This window comes from Nocardiopsis coralliicola, from assembly GCF_054779695.1.
The window spans coordinates 1-23,360 of the sequence record NZ_BAAGXT010000015.1; the positions used below are offsets into that span (position 1 = coordinate 1).

Here is a 23,360-nt window from a genome sequence, read left to right on the forward strand (position 1 = left end):
CGCCGAGGCCGGCCGCGGTGCGCACGGCCCGCGCGAGCGCCTCCGCGTCAGCCGCATCGGCAACGGCGGCCACGTGCGCGTCCGGGCGCAGCAGCCATACCTCGCCCGGGGCGGCACCGAGCGCTGCGGCGCAGCCGCCGTCCGGATCGAGCGCGGCGGTGTGCACCGGAACGGCGCCCCCGAGGGCGGCCGCAGCGGCGGCAGGCACGGGACCCGCACCGACGACGAGTGCCGTCAGGCCGCCTCCGGCGCGGGAGAGGGCGCGCAGCCGGCACGGGCCCGTACCCGCTCCCCGGGCGGCGGCGGGCGCCGAGGCCGCCTCGGCCGCGGAGAGGACGGTGTCGGGCACCAGCACGCCCGGACCGGGGGTGCAGCGCGCGCCGCGGGGCGGCCGGCGCGCCGGCGGGCGCTCGGGATGCGCAGCGACGAGCGGCGACCCGGGATACCAGAACGGCTCCGACAGCCGGCCCGAGTCCACCTGCGGATGCACCGACGCGTCGTCCACCGCGCGCCGGAGCACGTCTGTGCGGTGCGCCGCCGCGCCGGGGCCGCGCGGCACGAGGAACTCCATGGTGGCGCCGGTGATATCGGCGTTCTCCTGAGCGGCCGCGCGCCGCTCGGCGTGGTAGCTCTCCAGCAGCGCCTCTTCGGCGCCCCACCCGCGGGCGGCGAAGGCGATCTTCCAGGCCGCGTTCTCGGCGTCGTGCACCCCCGAGTTGAGGCCGCGCGCACCGAAGGGGGCGTACAGGTGGGCGGCGTCGCCGGCGAGCAGGACCCGGCCGATGCGCATGCGGTCCGCGACGCGGGTGTGGAACCGGTAGACGGTCCGCCACACCACCTCGTAGGGCCGGTCGCCGATGATCTGCCGGATGCGCCGGTCCAGCCCGCCTTCGGCCTCCTCGGCTTCCAGGTCGAAATCGGGCGGCACCTGCCAGTCGATCCGGAAGACCGAGTCCGGGCAGGGGTGGATGAGCACCTGGCGGCCGGGGTTCCACTCCGGGTCGAAGTAGAACCGCCGCTCGCGCTCCCAGCCGGGCAGGTCGGCGCGGATGTCGCAGATGAGGAAGCGGTCGTCGAAGCTCTCCCCGTCCAACCGGACGCCGAGCGCGGTGCGCACCGCCGATCCGTGCGCGCCGACGCAGGCGACGGCGTAGGCGCCGCGCAGCCGCACCTCGCCGCCGGGGCCGGTGCAGACCGCAGTGACGCCCGCGCCGTCCTGCTCGATGCCGGTGACACGGTGCCGCCACAGCACGGCGGCGCCCTGCTCGGCGAGGCAGGCGTCGAGGATCTCCTCGGTGCGCCCCTGGGAGATGTTGACGAACGGCGGCAGCGGCGCGGGGACCGCTCCGGAGCCGCCGCTGCCGGGCGCCGCCACCGCGAACAGCTCGTGCTCCCGGTAGAACGTGCGCGCCGTGCTCCAGGTGAGCCCTTCGCGCGCCACGGCGCCGGCGCCCACGGACTCCCACACGTCGAGCACGTCGCCCTGCTGCACGATCGCCTTGGAGCCGACCGGGTCGCGCCCCTCCGCTGCGTCCACCAGGACCGGCTGCAGACCGTGCCGGGCCAGCAGCAGCGCCGCTGTCTGGCCGACCGGACCGGCGCCGAGCACCAGCACCCGCGTGCGGCCCGCGCCGCGCGGCCGCGGCACCGCTTCCGCCGCCCCCTGCCCTGCCTCCGCCATCTCCGCCTCCTCCTCTGCTGCCCGGCCCCGGCCGCGGCGGGTCAGTCCTGCAGCTGGTCCCAGACCTCGCGGTCGCGCTCGGCGGTCCAGACCACCGGCCGCTCGATGCCGGAGAGCTCGTCCCACAGCCGGGACACGTCGAAAGGCAGGCAGTGCTCGAAGATCGGCCAGTGCCCGTAGGCGGGAGCGAGGGCCGCGTGCGCGGCGCCGAACGCCTCCTTGAGGGTGCCGCCGCGCTCGTGCACGGCGCCCACCTCGGCGATCATCGTGGTGAGGAAGCCGCGGGTCTGGGCAACGGCGGCGCCGACGGCGGCGGTCCCGCGGGTGACACCGCCGCGGCCTCCGACGAGGGTCTCGGCGCCGAGCGCCTCAAGGCGGTCCAGGGTGGCGCCGGACCACTCGCGGTGGTAGGCGTCGCCGGTGTAGAGGGCGGCTTCGGCCTCGACGAGGTCGCCGGCGAACAGGATGCGCTGCTGCGGGAGCCAGGCCACGATGTCGCCCTCGGTGTGGCCGCGGCCGAGGTGGGCCAGGACCAGGCTGCCGCGGCCGCCCCCGAGCTCGATGGCCATCCGGTCGGCGAAGGTCACGGTGGGCCAGGTGAGGCCGGGCACCGAATCGGCGCCCTTGGCGAGCCGCGGCATGCGGCCGAACTCGCTGGCCCAGTCGGCCTCGCCGCGCTCGGCGATGAGCGCGGCCGTGTTCTCGTGCGCGACGATCGCCTCGGCACCGAACGCGCTCGCGCCCAGGACCCGGACCGCGTGGTAGTGCGAGAGCACCAGGTAGCGGATCGGCTTGTCGGTGTGCCGGCGCAGCTCAGCCAGCCAGGGCCGGGCCGCCTCGGGCGTGGCGAGCGCCTCGAAGCAGACGAGGAAGTCCTCGCCCTCGACCGCGCCGATGTTGGGGTCGCCCTCGGCGGTGAGGGCGTACACGCCGTCGGCGAGCACCTCGAAGGTCTGCTCCTTCTCGGCGAGGTCGGCCGAGGAGGCGAAGGGCTTGGGCATGGCGGTGTTCCTCCGTTCCGGCCCGGCTGCGCGGGCAGGGTGTGCGGCGCCCCGGCGGGGCGGTCCGGCTGCCTGGGCCCGGGTGACGCGCGCCACAGGTCCGGCTTCAACGGTGTCACCGGGCGCGGCCATAGGTAAAGCACAGGAATCCGCGGAATCTCATCAGGAATCCTTATGACGGCCGCTGCCGGCCGATGCCCCGGCCCGGCGTCCTTACCGCGGGTTCACCGCGCGAACCGGTAGGAAGGGAGGATGGGGGGCAGGGGAGGCAGGGGCCCTGTGGGACGGGCCACCGCCACCCGCTGGGCGGAACGCCGGGCCCGCGGCGGAACGTCTTACCCCTGAACGACGACGGGCCGGCGGAACCGGCCCTGACGGCACGCGGCTGTCCGCCCCGGGCGGCCCGGAGAGACGAGGAACCCCCGTGAACGAACCGCCGACGCTGCTCCACCGCCTCAGCGACGCGTCCTGGCGCATACTCGTGGTCGGCTCGGTCATCGTGGTGGCCCTGTGGGGGCTGGCCTACGTCAAGGTCGTCACGATCCCGGTGATCCTCGCCGTCTTCCTGACCGCGCTGCTGATGCCGGTCTGCCACTGGCTGCGCCGGCGCGGCCTCGGCCGCGGGCCGGCGACGGCGGTCAGCGTCATCGGCGCGGTCGTGGTACTGGGCGGCGTCGTCACGCTGGTGGTGCAGCCCGCGATCTCCGGGTTCTCCGGCATGGTCGACAGCCTGGTGCGCGCGCCCGAGGCGGTCCGGTCGACGCTGCAGGCGTTCGGCCTCGACCCGATGCTGCTGGACAGCATGCTCGACTCGGCCACCCAGCAGGCCATGACCGCGATCGAGCAGAACCGCCAGCAGCTGGTCACCGGTGTCTGGACGGCCGGCGCCGCGGCGCTCGACGTGGTGGTCGGCTTCGTGCTGGTGATCGTGCTGACGATCTACTTCGTGCACTCCGGCGACAAGCTGGTGGAGTGGCTGTCGACGCTGGTGCCGCAGAACTCGCGGCCCGGCCTGCGCGCCACCGGCGACACCGTCTACGGCGTGGTCGGCCGCTACATCCGCGGCGTGGCCGGCGTCGGCTTCATCGACGCCATCGGCATCGGCATCCCGCTGCTGTTCATCATCGACCCGGGCATGGTCCCGACACTGGTGCTGCTCACCTTCCTCGGCGCGTTCGTGCCGATCGTCGGCGCGTTCGTCTCCGGCCTGCTGGCGGCCCTGGTCGCGCTGGTCACCGAGGGGCTGGTCGCGGCGCTCATCGTGGTCGCGGCGGTGCTCATCGTGCAGCAGCTGGAGAGCAACATCTTCGCGCCGCGCATCTACGGCCGCGCGCTCGACCTGCCCAGCGCGGTGGTGCTGGCCTCGGTGTCGGCGGGCGCCGTCATCGGCGGCATCCTCGGGATGTTCCTGGCAACGCCGGTGGCGGCGGTCGTCGCGGCGCTGCTGCGCGACCGTCCGTTCGTCGTCGACGAGCGCGGCGGGCCGGACGACGCCCAAACCGGGGCCTCGGCACTGTCCCCGGAGGCGGCCGCACCCCTGGATCCCGCGGTGGCGGGCCTGCCGTCCGGCACAGGGCCGGATCAGGACGGGGGCGGCGGCTCAGCGGCCGGCGGCGGCGCTGCCGGCGGCTCCGGAAGCACGAAGAGGCCCAAGCGCCAGCGGAACAAGGGCGCCAACGGCAAGCAGGCGGATGGAAAGGGCTCCGGCTCCGGCGAGGAGCCCCCGGGCGGCAAGGACTGACGCGGCGGGACACCTCCGCGGAGAGTGCGGCTGCACGGGCCGGACCGGCGCTGACCGGTCCGGCCCGCGCATTCTCCACCCGTGCCGCGCAGCTCCGGCGGCCCGCCGCGCCCTCTGCGCCGCACCCCGCCGACACGGCCGCAGGCTCTTGACAGCGCCGTGATGCGCGTCACACACTCCACGGGTCCCGGTTCGGCGTTGCGCACCCCTTGGAGCCAGGCATGGGCGACCGTCTCCGGATGTCCCGCCAGCAGCGGCGCGTCGCCATGGCGACGACGGTCGGCACCACCATCGAGTGGTACGACTTCTTCATCTACGCCAACGCCGCGGCCCTGGTGTTCGCCGGATCGTTCTTCTCCCCGCTCCAGGGGATCGCGGCCACCCTGGCGTCGTTCGCCACGATCGGGATCAGCTTCCTGGTCCGGCCGCTGGGCGCGGTGGTGATGGGCGCGGTCGGCGACCGGTACGGCCGCCGTGTCGTCCTCATCGTCACCCTGGTGCTGATGGGCGGCGCCACCACCCTGATCGGGCTGCTGCCCACCTACGCGACGATCGGCGCCGCAGCGCCGCTGCTGCTCATCCTGCTCCGCATCGTGCAGGGCTTCTCCGCCGGCGGCGAGTGGGCGGGCGCGGCGCTGATGGCCGTCGAGCACGCGCCGGCCGCACGGCGCGGCCGCTTCGGATCGTTCCCGCAGCTCGGAGTCCCCGCCGGGATGCTGCTCGCGTCGGCCGCCAGCCTCGGCCTGATCCTGCCGATGGGCGAGGACGCCTACCTGGCGTGGGGCTGGCGGATCCCGTTCCTGCTGAGCATCGTGCTGCTGCTGGTGGGCCACTACGTCCGCCGCCGGGTGGAGGAGAGCCCGGTCTTCGCCGAGATGGAGCGCGCCTCCGCCACCGAGCGGGCGCCGCTGCCGGTGCTGTTCCGCCGCCACCCGGTGGCGCTGATCCAGGCGGCGCTGCTCTTCGTGGGCCAGAACGGGCTGGGCTACATGCTGGTCGGCGGCTACCTGCTGAACTACACCACCGAACAGCAGGGCATGGACAAGACCGTCGTCCTGCTGTTCCTGATGGCGGCCTCGGTCGCGTGGATCGCCTCCACCTGGTACGGCGCGGCGCTGTCGGACCGCATCGGCCGGCCGCGCACGTTCGTGATCGGCTACGCCGCGGTCATCGTGTGGCTGCTGCCGATGTTCTGGCTGGTGGGAACGGGCCGCTACGGGGCAGTGCTCGCCGCGCTGCTCGTGTTCGGGCTCCTCATGGGCCTTTCCTACGGCGCGCTCGCGGCACTGTACGCCGAGCACTTCCCGGCGCCGGTCCGGCTGAGCGGGGCCTCCATCGCCTACGCGATCGGCGCGATCCTCGGCGGCGCGTTCGCCCCGATGATCGCCACCTGGCTGGAGTCGGAGCTGCAGAGCGTACTCGCCGTCGCCGGCTACCTGGCCGTGCTGGCGGCGATCAGCCTCGCGGTCGCCTTCACCTTTCCGGACCGCCGCGGCGCCGACCTGTCGTTCCGCGGCGACGCCCCGGAGCGCACCTCCGGGGCCGCCTGAACCCGCGGCCGGGCGGCGGCCTCCACCCTCCGCTCCGGCTGTGGCCTGACGCGCTGGCCGGCGCCTGCCCTACCGGGCTCAGACGGGGATCACCTCGAAGGCGACGGCGTAGTCGGTACCGCAGCGCGCACCGGTGTCGGCGGCCAGCTGGCGCAGCATGGCCCGGTGGTCGAAGCCGTCGCCGAGCGCCGCCATGTACACCTCGTGGGCGTCCAGCGACGCCATCCCGGTCTCCAGCTGCTCGGCGGTGAACGGCGCGTAGTGGCTGGCCCGCGGCGATCCGGAGAACGCCGCGTAGCGCACGCCGGTCCAGGGCGCCAGGCCCTCGTCGGCCAGTTCGGGGAAGACCCAGCGGTTGGCGGCGTCGCGCACCGCGTCCACCAGTGCTGCTCCGAGGACCCGGTGGTCGGCGTGGTTGACGAAGTCCGCGCCGGCGAAGTTCTCCCGGAAGTTGATGGAGACGACCACGTCCGGCCGGTGCGCGCGGATCGCGCGGGCCAGCGCGCGGCGCAGGCTGAGGCCGTACTCCAGAGTGCCGTCGGGGAAGTCGAGGAACTCCACCCCGGCGGCGCCGACGACGCGCGCCGCGGCGAGCTGCTCTTCCGTGCGCAGCGGGCCGGCCTCACTGGGCGGCACGGTGTCGATGCCGGCCTCGCCGCGGGTGGCCAGCAGCTCGCGCACCTTCTTGCCTTCCTCGGCCCAGCGGGCGATCACCGATGCGGTGCCGAATTCCAGGTCGTCGGGGTGCGCCACGACGGCGAGGACGCGGGTGAAGTCTTCGTCCAGCGGTGCGAGCGGTCCGGTGGACGCGCTCTGCGAGTCGGTCGCCATGGCAGCACTCTGGCGTGCCCCCGGACTGATGTCCAGGGAATGCGCGCCGGGTCGGCCCCGCTTCCCCGCGGTCCCGCCGCCGGCAGCCGAGCACTGGACCGCTCCGGCGGCGGCCGAGATCAGGGCAGACACGTGAAGCTGCTGCTGCCCCGCAGCGCGCGGAGGCGGCACCGGCCGCCGAGTGGTGCCCGGCGGCCGGTGCCGGTCAGCGCAGCGCGGCAGCGAAGGCATCCGGCCGGCGCGCCCGTACGCTCACCCGGCAGAGAACGCGGCGGCGAGGCTGCGCTCCTCCACGTCGAAGTGCGCCTCCAGGGCGGCGATGATCGCGTCGACGCGCGACAGCACCGACCCCCGCTCCGCCGCGGGGTCGGACACCAGGTCGCGGAACTCCGCGACGAGTGCGGCGACGGCGGTGTGCTCCTCGGCCAGCTTCGCGATGGCGGGCTCCAGCGACGGGTCGGCCTCCAGCAGGGCGGGGAACATCATGGTGTCCTCGCCGGTGTGGTGGTGGTGCACGCCGTCGCACACCGCCAGGCAGTTGGCGCGCAGCTGCGCGCCGAGCGACCCCGGCCCGGAGCGGTCGACCTCCGCGCGGACGAGGGCGAGCTCGCGGCGGAAGGCGGCGTGCACCGTGGGCAGGTACTCCGACGGAGCCATCTCCACCGGCCGCGCCCTGGTCGCCTTCAGGGCGACGACCGGCAGCACCCGGTCGGTGCGCGCCTGGTACTCGGCCCAGCCCGGGTCGGCTTCGGCGGCCCGGGCGAACAGGCGGTCCCGCTCGGCGCCCTCCAGCGGGACCGCCTGCGCGGTCCGGATGAACAGCCCGTCCTCCACGGTCACTTCGGGGTGGGCGACCAGGTTGCGGTACCACTGCGGGTGCCGGTCGGCGCCCATCGCCGAGGCGATGACGAGGTCCCGGTCGCCGTCGACGAGGCGGCCGAGCGGGACGGTGTGCTGAGTGCCGGTGCGCGCGCCGCGGGTGGTGAGCAGGAGCAGGCGCGCCCCTTCGAAGGGGCCGCCGACGCGGCCGTGGTTGGCGCGGAATTCTTCGATGATCGCAGCATTAAAGGCGGTGGACATAGATCTCCCCGGGGCCTGGCGCCCGCGCGGATAAGGGCACACGCGGACGCGGAAATGAGCACGCGCGAAAAGGCGGTGCAGAGTGTGGATGGCGAAACGCGCAGAACAGCGCCGGAACCGGCGCCGGACGCCGAAGGGGCGTCGCGCGGAAGGGTCAGATCTGCCCGATGTACCGTTGCATCACGGAGACATCTCCCAAGTTCGGGTGCTTACCCCGACTGCCGTACACGCGGCCGCCGCGATAGAGCACCGCCCCATAATGCCCGGACAGCGGGACACCGTCAAACCCGGCTCGGGCTCCGCGGCTGCCGCCCGCCCCCTTCCGGCCGCACCGCCGGATGCCATTGGCCGAATGGCGGCCCCAGACAGCAAATACTTGCCGGAAAGAGACTGTCCGCGGCTGTTGCCGGCGGGTATATGTCCTCCGCCGGGCAGCGACCGCCCGGTGCGGTCGCGCCGTTTTCCGACGTCGACCGGGCCGCGCCGACGGATGGAATATGGACGCCCACTTTCCCGACCCCGAAAACGGAGCACCCTGGCCGGATCTGGACGCGCGCTTTCCCGCGGCGGCCAATTGGGAGCGCTTCATCGACCCGGCCCTGCCGGACGGCGCCTTCCTGCCGCGCCCTGACGCTCCGCGCCCCGCGCCCAGCGCCGCGGTACGCCGGCAGTGGACGGCCTGGCAGGACGCGCTGCTGAGCGGGCAGTGCCCGGCGGCGCGGCCGCGCATGCTGGTCGCTGCGGGCCGGCTGCCGGTGCGGGCGCCCGCCTTCGATCCGCTGGCCCCCTGGCCGGAGCTGCGCCGGTACTGCATCGCCGGCTGGCCGCTCTTCGTGCGCTGGCTGCGCACGTTCCGGCGCACGTTGGCGGCCCAGGCGCCGACGCTGCCAGGCGGTCTGCCCGCCGAGGCGGTCCGGGCGATGGACCCCGCGCGGGTGGCGCGGATCCGTGTGGTGGGGCTGGCCGACCCTGCGGTGCTGAGTGAGCGGCCCGGCGACGCGACGATCACCCTGGCCTTCCTCACCTCTGCGGGCTACCCGCCGTGGCTGAAGTCGTTCGCGTCGGCCGCGCCGCCCCGCCGGGCGGGGTCGGGGTGGTTCACCGGCGGCCCCGCCGTCGCGCCGCCGCCGCCCGATATCGGCGGGCACCGCGTGCGGGCGCGCGCCACCGCGCGCGCGGCCTGGCTCGCGTTCGCCGATCCGGGGGTGGCCGACTCCGACCTCGCCGCGTGCCCGGCGGGGCGGCCCGAGCCGGGCGACCGGCTGCGCGCGGAGTGGGCCGAATGGGCGGAGTGGGCAGCACGGCGGGCCGGCCCAAGCGGCGGCTCCGGGGAGTCGGAGGACACCGAGGGCGAAAGACCCGGCGGCGGGCCGCGGCCGGATTCGGCGCCGCGGTTCGCTGACCTCGCGCCGTGGCCGGCCGTGCGGGCGTACGCGCGCGCCACCTGGCCGTGCTTCGAGGCGTGGCTGCCGCGCGCCCAGCGGCACGCCGAGGCGGCCGCCCGCACCGCGGAGCGCCGCATCGCCGACCTGCATGCGCTGCATCCGCGGTGGAGCAAGGCGTCGCTGCGCACCGACGTCATCGAGGTCGCCCCGCTGCACACCGCCGGCGTCCTCTACGAGGAGCCGGGGCGGGCCGTGGTCGCGGCCGGCCTGGTCGCCTCGCCGGAGTTCGCCGAGTGGGCGCTGGCCTTCACCGCGGACCGGACCGCCGAGCGGCGCCCGGGCGGCGGCACCGGCCGGGCGGCCGACCGGGCCCGGGAGCGGCCGGCGGACGTGCGCCGCGGCCGCCTCTGGGCCGGCCGGGACACCGCCGGCGGAGCGGAGGGCGCGGAGGGGGACGGCGAAGCCGGCGGCACTGCTGGCGGCACCGGAGGCGGACCGGCATAGTGCGCACCGCCCCGGACGCCGGGATTGCCGGCCCGCAGCGCGATACGCCGCGTTCCACCGATTCGTGCCTCTGCGGGTGCGAACGCCGCTAAGTTGGTCGGCATGGCACGACCGCTGAACGAGATCATGGACGAGGGCTGGGCCAAGGCGCTGGAGCCGGTGGCCGACCGGATCGCGGAGATGGGGGACTTCCTCCGCCGGGAGATCGCCGACGGCCGCACCTACCTGCCGGCCGGCGACAGGGTGCTGCGCGCGTTCCAGCAGCCGTTCGACGACGTCCGGGCCCTCATCGTGGGGCAGGACCCCTATCCCACGCCGGGCCACGCCATCGGGCTGAGCTTCGCGGTCGCGCCGGACGTGAAGCTGCCGGGCAGCCTGCGCAACATCTTCCAGGAGTACGGCGACGACCTCGGCCTCCCCCAGCCGTCCAACGGCGACCTCACTCCGTGGACCGAGCAGGGGGTGCTGCTGCTCAACCGGTCGCTGTCGGTGATGCCGCGCAAGCCGGCCTCGCACCGCGGCAAGGGCTGGGAAGAGGTCACCGACCAGGCCATCCGTGCACTGGCCGCCCGCGGCACGCCGATGGTCGCTGTCCTGTGGGGCCGCGATGCCCGCAACCTGCGCCCGCTCATGCCGGACGTGCCGTGCGTGGAGTCGACGCACCCCTCCCCCATGTCGGCGCACAACGGCTTCTTCGGCTCGCGCCCGTTCAGCCGCGCCAACGCGCTCCTCGAAAAGCAGGGGGCGGCCCCGATCGACTGGCGCCTGCCCTGAGGGCAGCGCACGACGCTGCGAACGCGGCGGCCATGGCAGGCTGACGCCATGGTCGCCGGCGCGCACGTCGCCCTGCTCGACCTCTGCACCGCGGAGTTTGCGCGGCGGGTGGAGCAGGTGGACGCGGCCCAGCACCTGGCGCCCACCCCCTGCTCGGAGTGGACTGTGCGCGACCTTGTCTTCCATGTCGCCACCGGCAACGGCCTGGCGGTGCGGCTGCTCACCGGAACCGCGCCGGGCCTCCCGGACCACGTCCCTTCCTGGGCGCAGTGCCGCACGCTGCTGGAAGAGACGTCGCGAGAGCAGCGTGCGGCCTTTCTACGGGCCGATGATGCGGATCCACTGGAGCATCCGGCGGGCCGCATTGCCGCGGGCCGCTATGCCGCGCTCCGGGGCGCCGACATCGCCGTCCACGCCTGGGACCTCGCACGCGCCACCGGCCAGAACGCTGCGCTGGACGGGCGGGTGGTCGAAGGCGCCCTCGTGCCCTACGTCCGCTGGGTGCAGGGGATCGGCGCTTCCGCCGAATTCGCCGCCCCTGCTGAGGCAAGCAACCAGGACAGCCGCCAGCGCGCGCTCCTGCGATCGCTCGGACGCGATCCCCGGTGGCAGCCCCGACCCTGGTGATGCACGCGCACCGGGGGCACTCCGTGAGCTGTTCCCTGCCCACGTGGACGAGCTTGCGGGTCACTCCGCCGCGGCCTTCTCGGCCGCACTGCCGAGTATTCAGAACTCGTTGCCCTCGGGGTCGGTGAGCACGACGAAACCGGTCCCGTCGGAATTGCGGTGGTCTTCGTACAGCTGCGCGCCGAGGCCGAGTACGCGCTCCACTTCGGCGTCGCGCGTGCTGTCCGCGTCGAGGTCGAGGTGGAGGCGGTTCTTCACCGTCTTGGGCTCGGGAACGCGGAGGAAGACCAGGTTGGGCCCCTCGCCGGGGAGTTCGACCAGGGCGCCCTCGTCGCCGGGCCCGAAGCGCGGATCGACGGTGCCGCCGGCCACCCGGGACCAGAAGGCGGCCAACCCGTGGGGGTCCGCGCAGTCGACGCTGATCACTCGGACGCGGCTCGGCATGGTTCCTCTCGGAGAGTCCGCCGCGGCGCTCGGGCGCAGGCGTCCGGCCGGCCCTTCACGCCGCGGTTCGGCTGCGGCGCGGTTCAGCCGGCGGCGGCCTTCTCGGCGTCGCTGCGCTCGATGCAGAACTCGTTGCCCTCGGGGTCGGTGAGGACGACGAAACCGGTCCCGTCCGCGTTGCGGAAGTCGGCGTACAGCACCGCGCCCACGCCGAGCACGCGCTCGACCTCGGCATCGCGCGTGGTGCCGGCGCCCAGGTCGAAGTGGATGCGGTTCTTCACCGACTTGCCTTCGGGCACCTGCAGGAACAGCAGGTCGGGCCCTTCGCCGGGCAGGTGGAGCAGGGCGCCGTCGTCGCCGGGCCGGTCGTCGGGGTCGACGGTCCCTCCCGTGACGCGCGACCAGAAGACCGCCAGCTCGTAGGGGTTCGCGCAGTCGACGGTGATCTTGCGGACGTAGCTCGGCATGGTTCCCTTCGGTGGAGGGAGCCCTGCGGACGCCGGGCTCCGCGTGGCATGCTTCCATCGCAGACTCCCGCCCGGCAACGGGATTCCGGCCCCGCCGGCTCCCGCCCCTTCCGCCGCCGACCCCCTCGGAGCCCCTTTTCCATGGCGAAGAAGCAGCTCGGTTATTCGGATGCCCTGCGCGTCCTGGGCCGCGACGACCCCGCCCTGCTCGATCTGGCGTCCAAACTGACCGACGGCGCGCTCGGCGCCGCCGGGGTGCCCGACCTGCTGGGCGCGCGCGGGGCGCTGGTCACCGGCGGCCTGGAAGCCGTCCGCTCACTGGGGCGGCGGATCCGCGGCACCGACCGGGCGGGGCGGACCGAGCAGATCGAGGCGGCGCTGAAGGTGCTGGCGGCGGTCTCCTTCTTCACGGCGGCCGACGAGGCGCTGTCCGTGGCGGACGCGCCGTTCACCCTCGGCGACCTGCGGCTGACCGCGGAGGAGCAGTGGCACATCCTCCGCCACGCCGACCACGGTCTGGAGAGCCTCTCTACTTTCACGATCCGGCACGAGGACGCCGCCTACCGGCAGCCCTTCCACCAGGGTGCCGACGTCGAGCAGTTCATCGGCCACCTGGCCGGCCTGGCCCAGTGGGAGGCCCTCGACGAAACGCAGCAGTCCCGGCTCCTCCGCGCGCTGAAGCACGAACTCGTCGAGCGCGCCGAACGGCACTACCGCGACGAGTACCTGCGGCTCAGCGCCGAGGTGCCGGAGTTGCGGCTGTGGACCGCTCTGGCGTCGACGGAGAAGACGCGCGGCGACGTCCTCCAGGGCTTGCAGGGCGTCGCGGACACGCTGGAGGAGATGCGGTCGCACCGCCCGCTCGACCAGCGCCGCGAGGAGCTGGCCGCGCTCTACACCGCGGCGCTGCGCCGCCCGGTGCTGCGCAGTATCCAGGGCGGCACCGACCTGGTGTTCCCCACCGCCGAGGACGCCTATCTCGCCCCGCGCGGCCGGCACCGGACCGCGACCGGCGCCGATTCGGCCTCGTCCACCGCGTGGTGGAAGGAGGTCCCGCTATTGGAGGATCTCCAGCCGCATCTGACCGGGCTGCTGCTCGACCCGCAGTCGACGCAGGTGCCGATCGTGGTGCTCGGCCACCCGGGCGCGGGCAAGTCGATGCTCACCGAGATGCTCGCCGCGCGGCTGCCCGCCGAGGACTTCCTGACGGTCCGGGTGGAGCTGCGCGGCGCGGCGCCGAACGCACCCGTGCAGACCCAGATCGATGAGGCCCTCCAGCACGACCTGCACATCGGCACCCCCTGGCGGGAGCTGGCCGCCTCCGCCGAGGGCGCGCTGCCGGTGGTGATCCTGGACGGCTTCGACGAGCTGCTGCAGGCCACCGGCGTCGACCGGTCGGACTATCTGGAGCAGGTGCAGGAGTTCCAGCTGCGCCAGCACGCCATGGGGCAGCCGGTCGTGGTGGTCGTGACCAGCAGGACGGTGGTGGCCGACCGGGCGCGGATCCCGCGGGGTGCGCCGGTGCTCCGCCTGGAGCCGTTCGATGAGAAGCGCATCGCGGCGCTGGTGGACGTGTGGAACGACGCAAACCGGGGCGCGCTGCAGTCCCGGGGCCTGCGGCCGTGTCCGGACGCGGCGGTGCTCGCGCACCGGTCACTGGCGGAGCAGCCGCTGCTGCTGATGATGCTGCTGCTGTATGACGGCGAGGCCAATGCGCTGCAGCGCAGCACGGCGAACGGCGCCGGGGACCGGTTGAGACGCGGCCCCGCCGACAGCGGCGCCGGGATGAGCCGCGCGGCACTGTACGAGGAGCTGCTGGAGCTGTTCGCGCGGCGCGAGGTCGCCAAGCACCACACCCACCTGTCGGATGCGGACATGGCCGGGCTGGTCGACGACGAGATGCGCCGCCTGGAGGTGGCGGCGGTGGCGATGTTCGTGCGCCACAAGCAGAGCATCACGGCGCCGGAGCTGGAGCACGACCTGTCGGTGCTGCTGCCCGGTGCGGAGCTGCGCGCGGACAATGCGGGACTGCACGGGCAGATCCCGGCGGCGGACCAGGTGATCGGCCGGTTCTTCTTCATCCATGAGTCACGGGCACGGCGGAGCGGCGGCACGGCGCACACCTACGAGTTCCTGCACGCGACGTTCGGCGAGTACCTGGTCGCGCGAATGGTGGCGGCCGCAGTGCGCGAGCTCGTGGAGGAGAAGCGGTCGTCGCGGCGGCGCAGGTATGCCGCGCCGCTGGACGACGGCCTGCTGTTCGCGGTCGCCTCCTTCGCGGTGTTTTCCGTGCGAATGGCGGTCGTGGAGTTTCTAGAGGACCTCTTCGCCGCGGACGCGCGGGAGCGCGCGGAGATGTACGACGTGCTGCTGGCGCTGTTCCACGAGGCGCCCTATCCGAGGGAGAACCGCAGCTTCTCCGACTACTCCCCTGCCCGCGAGACGATCGTGCAGCGGCAGGGTGCGTACCGGGCCAATCTGCTTCTCTTGCTGGTGTGCTTGGAGGGGAAAGTGGACGCGGCGGAGCTGTACCCCGATCGCCGCGTTCCGTGGGAGGGGCTGCGCAGCGACGCATCGGCCTGGCGGGGGATGTACAACTCTGAATGGCACAGTCTGATCGATGCTCTGCGGGTGCGCCATCTTTTCAGCGGCACTATCCCGCGCACTGTGGTGTGCCGCGAAGACGGGTCGCCCTTGAACCTGGGCGAGTGCACGGGTTTCGAATGGCGGGGACAGGCCGTACAGAAGCATGTGGCTGGTTTGTCGGGGTCGGCGTCGCAGAGCGAAATCGCGGACGTCACCGACCCCTACCGGATCACTAAGAACCCCGAAGATGCGACCGGGCGGCTGCTCCGCTCCGTCGCGCTGCGCTGCAACGGCACACCCGCGCGGATGATGCTGCAACTCGGGCCGCTGCTGGGATACGTGCACCCCAACCTCATGACGTGGTACGGCGACGGGACGCGCAACGGGGTCAACTGGTCGCCGCTGCACGAACTCGCGCTGCTGCAGGCGACCCCGCCCGGCACGGACGCCCCTCGGCGCGTCATCGCCTATGACCGCCTGCTGCTGTCTGATCCGGGAACCGTCGGCCCGCTGGACCTGGCTGCGCTGCGCGTCATGCTCGCGGACGTCTCGGTCGCCGAGGCCGGAGCGGCCGGGGCCGCTCGGGAGCATGACGGCGCCGCCCCGCACGAATCGGCCGGGATGCGTGCCGACGTGGTCGCTCAGTGCCTCGGCTCCGCAGGCAGCCTTGTGCTCGGCTCCTGGAGCGCAGACGAGGCATCCGAACTCTTGGGGGCGATCGCCGAGCACTTCGCCCGCACGCGCCCGGGCAACGGCACTGAGAGCGGGCTGCTCGACCCCGTAGTCCGGGAACGCCTGATCCGGGAAGCGGCATACCGCTCCCGCGGCGCTGACACCTCCGCGACCGTTCCCGCCCCGAACGGACAGCCCGAACCGGCGGACGACGACGGGCGCGCCGAAGTACCGCAGAACCAGCCGTACTCCACCGGATGGCTCCCGGGAAGCGGAGGGCAGCGGGAGCGGAGGAGAGAGGCCAACTCACGGGGAATGCATGGATCGGGCGGGCCGTGAACCGGGCGGCCCATGATGCACGGGTGAGCTTCCACCACGTCTCCGTCCACCGGGTGGGCACCAAATCCCGGCCACTCATCGAGCGCTTCGGCCAGCTCTTCGCGCACGACATGTCGGCGTTCCGCGGCAGCCTGCCCGACGCGGACGGCCGCTATCCGCTCGGGCGGCTGCCGAAGGCGTTCACCGAGCCGGGCTGGCGCGCCTACCTGGTGGAGTGGGGCGGCAGCCCGGTCGGCTACGCCCTCACCCGGCCGCTCGACGACGGCGCCCAGTCGGTCACCGAATTCTTCATCGTGCGCGGCGCGCGCCGCGGCGGCGTGGGGCTTGCGGCCGTCCGAATCCTCTGGGAGGGCGGTCCCGGCCGGTGGGCCGTCGCCTTCCAGCGCGCCAACGCCGGCGCCGAAGCCTTCTGGCGCGCCGCCGCGACCGCGGTCGCCGGCACCGCCTGGACCGAGCAGGAGCACCCCGTGCCCGGCCGACCGGATCTGCCGCCGGACGTGTGGCTGCGGCTCGACAGCCGGCGCACCCAGGAAGGTCCGGCCAGGCGCCTCTCCTCCCCCGTGGCGGGGGCCCGGCTCAGCTAGGCCCCTCCCGCACCGCTCAGCCGGCGCCCGTGCGCAGACCCGCGGTCGCGAGCGCTGCGCCGCCGCGGCCGGCGGCGAGGCCGCCGGTGGCGCCGGCGATGAGGCGGTTCCGCTCGGCTTCGAGGTCCTGCGCGCGGTAGCGGTGGCAGGAGCGGTGCCACTCCAAGATCCCCGACATCCAGTCCTCCAATAGCGCGGCGTGGTGCTGGAGGCCCTCGCGCGCCGCGCCGTCGAGCCCGTGCTCCTCGGCGACGACCGGAAGGTCGTTCTCCACCACGTGCGCGAACTGCTCCAGCCGGGCCGCCATCAGGTCCACCACGAGGTCGCGGGCGGGCTCCGGGCCGATGCCGAGGAAGTTCTCCGCAACGGCGACGAGGTTGTGCACCTCGCCCTCGTACTCGACCTCCTTCTGGTAGGAGAACAGGTCGTTGATGATGCAGGCGACGTCCTGCGCCGCGGTCTCCATCTCCACGACCGCGCGCACACCGTAGACCTCCAGCGGCACCGTGCCGGCGCTGGCGAACCGGGCCAGCGCCATCGTCATGTCCGAGCCGAAGGTGCGGCGGCGCATCTCGATGTAGTCGACCGGGTCGGGCACGCGGTGCAGGAGCTGGTTGTCGATCTCCCAGACCCAGCTCGCCGTCATGTCCTCCACCGCCTGCCGGAACCCGGCGCGGACCTCCGGGCCCATCGGGCCCGCCGTGCGCCGCCACAGGTCGTCCAGGCCGCGCTCAACCGCATCCAGCGGCTCGGGGACGGCGCCCATGTCGAGCGGCATGAACTGCAGCAGCCGCTGGTGGCAGGCGCGTGCAGCGGCCACGTCGCGCCGGCTCCCGAAGACCGCCGGGAAGTAGTCGTCGCCGAAGGTGCCCCAGGACAGCCAGTCGGTAGACAGGGACACCTCGCCGAGGTCGGCGTCGGCGTGGATCATGGCGGCGCAGTAGGCCAGGTCGAGGCCGATGAAGCGCTCCTCGTCCCAGACTCCGGCAGGCGCGCCGGGCGGCGGGTCGAGCATGCCCATCTCCCGAGCCCAGGCCGTGCCGTGCGCGCGGGCCTCCTCCAGGTGCGGGCTGATCCGGAAGCTGTAGGGCATCGGCAGATCCGGCAGCTCCAGGTGGCCGACCTGGCCGAACAGGGTGCGGGAGTGGCGCCGGGCCCGGCGGCGCAGGCCCGGTCCGAGCTCCAGGGCGGGCAGCCGCGCCGCCTCGGTGCCGATCCCGGACGGGCCGGCGAGCACCTGCGGCCCGCGCGCGGCACCGGTGTTCATGTACCGGCTGGACACCGCGTGCCACTCGTGGCCGCCGGCCTGCCAGTCCTGGAGGCCCTTGACGTAGGCGGTGACCGCGGCGAGCTCGGCCGGATCCAGCGCGTGCGCGGCGGCCAGCTCGGGCAGCTCGGTGAGCGCGGTGTCCTCGAACTGCACCAGGCGCGAGGTGAGCAGGTCGTTGACGTGTTCGGCGGCCGGCTGGGTGGGGCAGTCGAAGAACCGCTCGAACACCAGGACGGCGTTGGAGTTCTCGCCCTCCTCGCGGACCTCGCGCTGGTAGGAGAAGAGGTCGTTGCGCAGGTGCACGGCGTCGGCGAAGGTGTCGCAGAGGACCCGCAGCGGGCGCGATGCGGCCACCCGGTCGGGCACCTCCATCCCGGTGGCGACCTCGACCAGCCCGGCGGACCACGGGGCGCCGCCGACCATCCGGCGCAGCTGGATGTACTCGATCGGGTTGGCCACCCGGCCGCGGTCGATGTTGTCGAGCTCCCACAGCGACTCGACCATGAGGTTGCGGGTGCTGCGCAGGAAGCGCTCCTTCCACCCGTCGGACATGGCCGGCGCGGTGCGCGCCCACAGGTCGGCGAGCGCGGTCTCCGCGGCGTTCTCCGGCGTGCTCCCGGTGCCGGACAGGATGGCGTCCAGGCCGTCCAGGTAGGCGCGGGCCCCGGCGCGGTCGCGGCCGTACTTGAAGCGGGCCAGGAAGTCGTCGTCGAAGAAGAACACCCACACGTACCAGTCGGTCACGAGGTCGAGCGTCGGGCCGTCGCAGTCGGGGTGGGTGTAGGCGCACATCAGCGCATAGTCCATCGCGGCCAGGTCCTCCGGGCTCCAGATGCGGCCGCCGCCGGGTGCGGGCGCATCGAGGATTCCGGTGGCGCGGGCCCATTCGGTGCTGTGCTCGCGGGCGCGCTCGACATGCGGATTCAGGCGCGCCGGGTGCGGGAGATAGAAGTCGGGCAGTGCGAAAGCGTCCATGCGCGGCTCTCCATCGTCGGCCGGGGGCAGGGCATCAACCAACGGCACCGGGCCGGTGCCGTACGTCAGGACTGCGGCCCTGCGGGGCACACCGTAAGTCCCCGCCTATTCCGGCAACAGCGAAATCCGCAGCGGCAGCACCGAAGGAACCCTTTTGCGCCGAGTCGGCCGCTTTTGCCCACCCGGTTCCGGGCATTCAATTAACCCCCATCGCGGATCCCCGCTGCCGCAAACCGCGGCAAGACCCCGCAAATCGGTCACCCCCGGCGGTGGAACCCCGTATCCACGCCAGCCGAATCCGCTCCACGGAGATACCTGACCGTCCCCTGACCCCCAGATTCGGACCCTCAACCCCCGGGTTCATGCAGGTCGCTTACCCGTTCGCTACACATAAAAGCGCAGGCCAACACGGCACAGGCATCGAGGTCGACGAATTGTTTTAGTATTCCGAATCGCCGACCCCACGGCGCCCTCTTGCGCTTTTTGAACAAAGACCACGAACGCGAGATCGCATTTATGTTCTGCTGTGGGGGTAGAACGGCGGTCGATCAATCGAGCGCATTCGACGTCATTCCGCACGCTGAACGAACGGGCCCGACGGCCCTCCCTCCGGCACGTCCGCAGAAACGGCGGTGCATTTTGACCGAGCAGATCGAGACCGAGGAGCCTACCGCGGCGGCGGCGACGCCGCTCAGCCTCGGCACCGAGGCGGCGCGCAACCTCGCCACCACCACCAAGTCGCACCCGCAGATGCAGGAGATCACCTCCCGGTGGCTGCTGCGGCTGCTGCCCTGGGTGCGCACCGCCGGCGGTACCTACCGGGTGAACCGGCGGATGAGCTGCGTGATCGGCGACGGGCGGGTGTCCTTCACCAACACCGGGACCGATATCGCCGTCGTCCCCCAGGAGCTGCGCGAGCTCCCCCTGCTGCGCGACTTCACCGACGACGCCGTGCTCGGCGCCCTCGCCGAGCGGTTCGAGCAGCGCGAGTACGCGGCCGGCGACACGATCGTCGCCACCGGCGACCCGGCCAACGCCGTCTACCTGATCGCCCACGGCAAGGCCACCCGGGTCGGCACCGGCGAATTCGGCGACCCGGTCGTGCTGGACACGCTGGTCAGCGGCGACCACTTCGGCTCGTCGGACCTGGTCGACGAGTCCGAGTACTGGGACTTCACCGTACGGGCGCAGACGGCCACCACGGTGCTGGCCCTCCCCCGCACCGCCTTCCTGGAGACCGTGGACCGCTCGGACGACCTGCGGGCGCACATCGCGGCCTTCCTCTCCGACCGCGACCGGGCGCACAACGAGCACGGCGAAGCCGCCATCGACCTGGCGTCGGGGCACAGCGGCGAGCCGGACATCCCCGGAACCTACGTCGACTACGAGCTCTCCCCGCGCGAGTACGAGCTGAGCGTCGCGCAGACGGTGCTACGGGTGCACAGCAGGGTGGCCGACCTCTACAACGAGCCGATGAGCCAGGTCGGCGAGCAGCTGCGGCTGACCGTGGAGGCGCTGCGCGAGCGCCAGGAGCACGAACTGGTCAACAACCCCTCGTTCGGCCTGCTGCACAACGCCGACCTGCGCCAGCGCATCCCGGCGCGGCACGGGGCGCCCACCCCCGACGACATGGACGACCTGCTGGCGCTGGTCTGGAAGGAGCCGGCGTTCTTCCTCGCGCACCCCCGCGCCATCGCCGCCTTCGGCCGCGAGTGCAGCAACCGCGGCGTCTACCCGCAGCCGGTGGCGCTCGACGGCCACCAGGTGCCCGCCTGGCGGGGCGTGCCGATCTTCCCGTGCAACAAGCTGCCGGTCAGCTCCGCGCGCACGACGTCCATCATGCTCATGCGCACCGGCGAGGAGTCCCAGGGCGTGGTGGGGCTCAACCAGACCGGCCTGCCGGACGAGTACGAGCCGGGTGTCTCCGTGCGGTTCATGGGGATCAGCGAGAAGGCGATCATCTCCTACCTGGTCAGCACCTACTACTCGGCGGCGGTGCTCGTGCCCGACGCCCTGGGGGTTCTGGAGCACGTCGAGATCGGCCGCGAGAGCCGCTGAGCCTCCCCGGGGCGGGGCGCCGCCGCAGCGCAGCGCCCGCCCCGCCCCGGGCCGAACCCGCTTCCCGCACGACACGACGAACGGTGCAGCATGCCCGAAACGCCGATGTCCGATCCGCCCCTGTCCGCCGCGCCCCCGGACCGACCGGCCCAGAGCCTGGGCACCGGTGCGGCCCGGACACTCGCCACCACCACCAAGACACCGCCCGGCACCAGCGAGACCACTCCGCGGTGGCTGCTGCGGATGCTTCCGTGGGTGGACGCCCGCGGCGGCGCCTACCGGGTGAACCGCCGGCTCATCAGCGCCGCCGGCGACGGCCGGGTCCCGGTCCTGATCGACGCCGGTGAGTGCACCGTGCTCCCCGCCGGGCTGCGCGGGCTCGCCCTGCTGCGCGGCCTCGACGAGGGCAGCGAAGCCGGGATGGCCGCCCTGCAGGCGGCCGCCGCGGCGTTCACCGCCGAGCGGCACGGCCCGGGCGCGGTGCTGGCCGAGGCCGGGCGCCCCGCCGACCGGATCCTGCTGGTCGCGCACGGCAAGCTGGAGCGGGTGGGCACCGGCGAGTACGGCGACCCCGTCGTCCTCTCCCGGCTCTCCCGCGGCGACCTCGCCGCCCCGGCGGGCGCGCTCTCCGGCCAGTCCGAGTGGGACTCGACGGTGCGCACCGCCACCGCGTGCACCGTGCTCTCGCTCAGCCGGGAGGCGCTGGATGCGGCCGCCGGCCGCACCCCGGCGCTGGCCGCCCACCTGCGCCGGGCGCGCGCCGCCCGGGCGCCGGCCGGCAACAAGTACGGGGAGGCGCCCATCGCGCTGCGCGCGGGGCACAGCGGCGAACGGGAGATCCCCGGCACCTACGTCGACTACGACCCGGCGCCGCGGGAGTACCTGCTCGGGACGGCGCAGACGGTGCTGCGCGTCCACACCCGTGTGGCCGACCTGTACAGCGACCCGATGGACCAGCAGGACGAGCAGATCCGGCTCACCGTGGAGGCGCTGCGCGAGCGCCAGGAGCACGACCTGCTCAACGATGCGGGCTTCGGCCTGCTGCACAGCGCCGACCCCCGGCAGTGCCTGAGCACCCGCGCCGGGCCGCCCGGCCCCGACGACCTGGACGAGCTCCTCTGCCGCCGCCGCAAGACCCACTTCCTCCTGGCGCATCCGGCCGCGATCGCCGCATTCGGCCGCGAGTGCAGCCGGCGCGGCCTGGCCCCGGAGTCCGCCGACGTCGGCGGCGTGCGCGCGGCCTCCTGGCGCGGTGTGCCGATCCTGCCCAACAACAAGATCCCGATCAGCGGTGCGCGGACCACCTCCATCCTGGCTCTGCGCACCGGCGAAGACGACGAGGGCGTCATCGGCCTGCACCGGGCCGGCCTGCCCGACGAGTACGCGCCCGGAGTGTCGGTCCGCCCCATGGACATCGGCCCCGCCGCGATCCGCCGCTTCCTCGTCACCGCCTACCACGCGGCCGCGGTGCTGGTTCCCGACGCCCTCGGCGTCCTGGAGAACGTGGAGCTCGGCCGCTGACCGCCCCGATGCACGAACCGGGAGGATCCGTGTCCACCACTGAATCCGCCACCGGCGCCCCGTCCGGCGCCCCGTCCAGCGGCTCCGCCGGCGCCGGAGCCGGCCCCGATACCCCGCCATCCGCCGCAGCCGCCGCGGCCGGGCCCCCGAACCCCGCGCGGCGCACCGCGGGCGCGGCCCCGCTGCCGCGTCCGGCGCACCGGATCCTGGTCGAGGCGCGGGAGGCGGTCGAGCCCGAGCTGCGCGCGGCGGTCGCGACGCTTCCGCCGTCCATGCAGCGCATCGCCGGCTACCACTTCGGCTGGTGCGACGCCGAAGGCCGCCCCACCGAGGAGGGCGGCGGAAAGGTGTTGCGCCCCGCCCTGGTGCTGCTCTGCGCCGAGGCCGTCGGCGGCTCGGGCCGCGCAGCACTGCCGGCCGCTGTCGCCGTGGAGCTGGTGCACAACTTCTCGCTGCTGCACGACGACGTGATGGACGGCGACACCACGCGGCGCCACCGGGCCACGGCGTGGACGGTGTTCGGCGCCGGCCCGGCGATCCTGGCCGGTGACGCGCTCCTCACACTCGCCTTCCAGGTGGTCGCGGAGAGCGGGCTGCGGTGCGCACCGCAGGGCGGCCGCCTCCTCGCCGGGGCGGTGCAGTCCCTGATCGGCGGGCAATCGGCCGATCTGGGCTTCGAGTCCCGCACCGACGTGCAGCTGGCCGAGTGCGCCCGCATGGCCTGCGACAAGACGGGGGCGCTGATGTCCTGCGCCACCGGCCTCGGCGGGGTCTTCGGCGGCGCCGACCCTGCGCAGACCATGGCGCTGCACACGTTCGGCGCTGAGATGGGGCTCGCCTTCCAGATCGCCGACGACCTGCTCGGGATCTGGGGCGACCCGGACTCCACCGGCAAGCCCGTCCACTCCGACCTGCTCAGCAGGAAGAAGACGCTGCCGGTCGTGGCCGCTCTGGAGTCGGATACCGCGCCGGCCGCGGAGCTCGCTGCGCTCTACCGCTCGGAAGCGGCGCTCACCCGCGACGACACGGAGCGGGCTGCGGCGCTGGTGGAGCAGGCCGGCGGCCGGCGGTGGGCGGTGGCACGCACCACCGAGCTGCTGGAGTCCTCCGGCCGGGCGCTGCGCGCGGCCGCGCCGGAGGGCCCCGCGCGGCGCGAACTGGAGGCGCTCGCCCGGATGGCCGCGCGCCGCGACACCTGAACCGCGGGCCGCCCGGGCCGGCCGCCCGTTCGGCGGCACTGCCCTGGCCCGCACGACCCCGCCGCAGCAAC

General features: G+C 73.8%; 17 protein-coding genes. 10 read left to right on the forward strand and 7 right to left on the reverse strand.

Going from position 1 to position 23,360, the window contains the following annotated elements:
* The coding region (locus tag ACYVGT_RS13055) for an FAD-dependent monooxygenase (RefSeq protein WP_460857667.1) at nucleotides 1–1,681 on the reverse strand (1,681 nt) is incomplete at its 3' end.
* 41 nt (nucleotides 1,682–1,722) lie between these two features.
* A complete protein-coding gene (locus tag ACYVGT_RS13060) occupies nucleotides 1,723–2,682 on the reverse strand; it encodes an MBL fold metallo-hydrolase (protein WP_460857669.1) in 960 nt (319 codons plus the stop codon).
* A gap of 424 nt (nucleotides 2,683–3,106) precedes the next feature.
* Between ACYVGT_RS13060 and ACYVGT_RS13065 the strand changes: the two genes are divergently transcribed.
* The gene (locus ACYVGT_RS13065) at nucleotides 3,107–4,423 is read left to right on the forward strand and encodes an AI-2E family transporter (RefSeq protein WP_460857672.1); all 1,317 of its coding nucleotides are present in this window, start codon (nucleotides 3,107–3,109) and stop codon (nucleotides 4,421–4,423) included.
* Between the two features lie 221 nt (nucleotides 4,424–4,644).
* Entirely contained in the window at nucleotides 4,645–5,973 is a 1,329-nt protein-coding gene (locus tag ACYVGT_RS13070) for an MFS transporter (protein ID WP_460857674.1), read from the forward strand.
* A 78-nt stretch (nucleotides 5,974–6,051) separates the two neighbouring features.
* Here ACYVGT_RS13070 and ACYVGT_RS13075 read toward each other — a convergent pair whose 3' ends face one another.
* A complete protein-coding gene (locus ACYVGT_RS13075; RefSeq protein ID WP_460857677.1) occupies nucleotides 6,052–6,804 on the reverse strand; it encodes a PIG-L deacetylase family protein in 753 nt (250 codons plus the stop codon).
* Nucleotides 6,805–7,056: 252 nt separating this feature from the next.
* The gene (locus tag ACYVGT_RS13080; RefSeq protein ID WP_460857681.1) at nucleotides 7,057–7,884 is read right to left on the reverse strand and encodes a nitroreductase/quinone reductase family protein; all 828 of its coding nucleotides are present in this window, start codon (nucleotides 7,882–7,884) and stop codon (nucleotides 7,057–7,059) included.
* 497 nt (nucleotides 7,885–8,381) lie between these two features.
* Here ACYVGT_RS13080 and ACYVGT_RS13085 point away from each other — a divergent pair, with 497 nt between their 5' ends.
* From ACYVGT_RS13085 to ACYVGT_RS13095, 3 genes are all read left to right on the forward strand, one after another.
* On the forward strand, nucleotides 8,382–9,773 hold the full coding sequence (locus tag ACYVGT_RS13085; RefSeq protein WP_460857683.1) for a hypothetical protein: 1,392 nt from the start codon (nucleotides 8,382–8,384) through the stop codon (nucleotides 9,771–9,773).
* Nucleotides 9,774–9,875: 102 nt separating this feature from the next.
* Nucleotides 9,876–10,547: a uracil-DNA glycosylase gene (locus tag ACYVGT_RS13090; protein WP_460857685.1), complete on the forward strand. Its 672-nt coding sequence runs from the start codon at nucleotides 9,876–9,878 to the stop codon at nucleotides 10,545–10,547.
* Nucleotides 10,548–10,595: 48 nt separating this feature from the next.
* Nucleotides 10,596–11,174 (forward strand): TIGR03086 family metal-binding protein, encoded by a 579-nt coding sequence (locus tag ACYVGT_RS13095; RefSeq protein WP_460857687.1) that lies wholly within the window; start codon nucleotides 10,596–10,598, stop codon nucleotides 11,172–11,174.
* A 99-nt stretch (nucleotides 11,175–11,273) separates the two neighbouring features.
* Here the strand turns inward: ACYVGT_RS13095 and ACYVGT_RS13100 are convergent, their stop codons facing one another.
* Together ACYVGT_RS13100 and ACYVGT_RS13105 are read right to left on the reverse strand one after the other, a co-directional pair.
* Nucleotides 11,274–11,618, reverse strand: coding sequence for a VOC family protein (locus tag ACYVGT_RS13100; protein WP_460857689.1), 345 nt, complete (start codon nucleotides 11,616–11,618; stop codon nucleotides 11,274–11,276).
* A gap of 83 nt (nucleotides 11,619–11,701) precedes the next feature.
* Nucleotides 11,702–12,085, reverse strand: a complete 384-nt coding sequence (locus ACYVGT_RS13105) for a VOC family protein (RefSeq protein ID WP_460857693.1) — start codon at nucleotides 12,083–12,085, stop codon at nucleotides 11,702–11,704.
* Between the two features lie 141 nt (nucleotides 12,086–12,226).
* On the opposite strand from ACYVGT_RS13105, the gene ACYVGT_RS13110 reads away from it, so the two are divergent.
* Entirely contained in the window at nucleotides 12,227–15,682 is a 3,456-nt protein-coding gene (locus ACYVGT_RS13110) for an NACHT domain-containing protein (protein WP_460857696.1), read from the forward strand.
* A 23-nt stretch (nucleotides 15,683–15,705) separates the two neighbouring features.
* On the forward strand, nucleotides 15,706–16,266 hold the full coding sequence (locus tag ACYVGT_RS13115) for a GNAT family N-acetyltransferase (RefSeq protein WP_460857699.1): 561 nt from the start codon (nucleotides 15,706–15,708) through the stop codon (nucleotides 16,264–16,266).
* A 16-nt stretch (nucleotides 16,267–16,282) separates the two neighbouring features.
* Here the strand turns inward: ACYVGT_RS13115 and ACYVGT_RS13120 are convergent, their stop codons facing one another.
* Nucleotides 16,283–18,511, reverse strand: coding sequence for a terpene synthase family protein (locus ACYVGT_RS13120; RefSeq protein WP_460857702.1), 2,229 nt, complete (start codon nucleotides 18,509–18,511; stop codon nucleotides 16,283–16,285).
* Between the two features lie 639 nt (nucleotides 18,512–19,150).
* Here ACYVGT_RS13120 and ACYVGT_RS13125 point away from each other — a divergent pair.
* The 3 genes from ACYVGT_RS13125 to ACYVGT_RS13135 all read left to right on the forward strand — a co-directional run bounded on the left by ACYVGT_RS13125 (nucleotide 19,151) and on the right by ACYVGT_RS13135 (nucleotide 23,289).
* Nucleotides 19,151–20,569 (forward strand): family 2B encapsulin nanocompartment shell protein, encoded by a 1,419-nt coding sequence (locus ACYVGT_RS13125; protein WP_460857704.1) that lies wholly within the window; start codon nucleotides 19,151–19,153, stop codon nucleotides 20,567–20,569.
* 105 nt (nucleotides 20,570–20,674) lie between these two features.
* Nucleotides 20,675–22,090 (forward strand): family 2B encapsulin nanocompartment shell protein, encoded by a 1,416-nt coding sequence (locus tag ACYVGT_RS13130; RefSeq protein WP_460857707.1) that lies wholly within the window; start codon nucleotides 20,675–20,677, stop codon nucleotides 22,088–22,090.
* A 29-nt stretch (nucleotides 22,091–22,119) separates the two neighbouring features.
* On the forward strand, nucleotides 22,120–23,289 hold the full coding sequence (locus tag ACYVGT_RS13135; RefSeq protein ID WP_460857709.1) for a family 2 encapsulin nanocompartment cargo protein polyprenyl transferase: 1,170 nt from the start codon (nucleotides 22,120–22,122) through the stop codon (nucleotides 23,287–23,289).
* Nucleotides 23,290–23,360: the final 71 nt, after the last annotated feature.

Bases quoted from the DNA above. Each gene is read 5' to 3' on its own strand.
- ACYVGT_RS13060 (WP_460857669.1), bottom strand. From the start codon at position 2,682: ATGCCCAAGCCCTTCGCCTCCTCGGCCGACCTCGCCGAGAAGGAGCAG.
- ACYVGT_RS13070 (WP_460857674.1), top strand. From the start codon at position 4,645: ATGGGCGACCGTCTCCGGATGTCCCGCCAGCAGCGGCGCGTCGCCATG.
- ACYVGT_RS13075 (WP_460857677.1), bottom strand. From the start codon at position 6,804: ATGGCGACCGACTCGCAGAGCGCGTCCACCGGACCGCTCGCACCGCTG.
- ACYVGT_RS13080 (WP_460857681.1), bottom strand. From the start codon at position 7,884: ATGTCCACCGCCTTTAATGCTGCGATCATCGAAGAATTCCGCGCCAAC.
- ACYVGT_RS13085 (WP_460857683.1), top strand. From the start codon at position 8,382: ATGGACGCCCACTTTCCCGACCCCGAAAACGGAGCACCCTGGCCGGAT.
- ACYVGT_RS13090 (WP_460857685.1), top strand. From the start codon at position 9,876: ATGGCACGACCGCTGAACGAGATCATGGACGAGGGCTGGGCCAAGGCG.
- ACYVGT_RS13095 (WP_460857687.1), top strand. From the start codon at position 10,596: ATGGTCGCCGGCGCGCACGTCGCCCTGCTCGACCTCTGCACCGCGGAG.
- ACYVGT_RS13100 (WP_460857689.1), bottom strand. From the start codon at position 11,618: ATGCCGAGCCGCGTCCGAGTGATCAGCGTCGACTGCGCGGACCCCCAC.
- ACYVGT_RS13105 (WP_460857693.1), bottom strand. From the start codon at position 12,085: ATGCCGAGCTACGTCCGCAAGATCACCGTCGACTGCGCGAACCCCTAC.
- ACYVGT_RS13110 (WP_460857696.1), top strand. From the start codon at position 12,227: ATGGCGAAGAAGCAGCTCGGTTATTCGGATGCCCTGCGCGTCCTGGGC.
- ACYVGT_RS13120 (WP_460857702.1), bottom strand. From the start codon at position 18,511: ATGGACGCTTTCGCACTGCCCGACTTCTATCTCCCGCACCCGGCGCGC.
- ACYVGT_RS13130 (WP_460857707.1), top strand. From the start codon at position 20,675: ATGTCCGATCCGCCCCTGTCCGCCGCGCCCCCGGACCGACCGGCCCAG.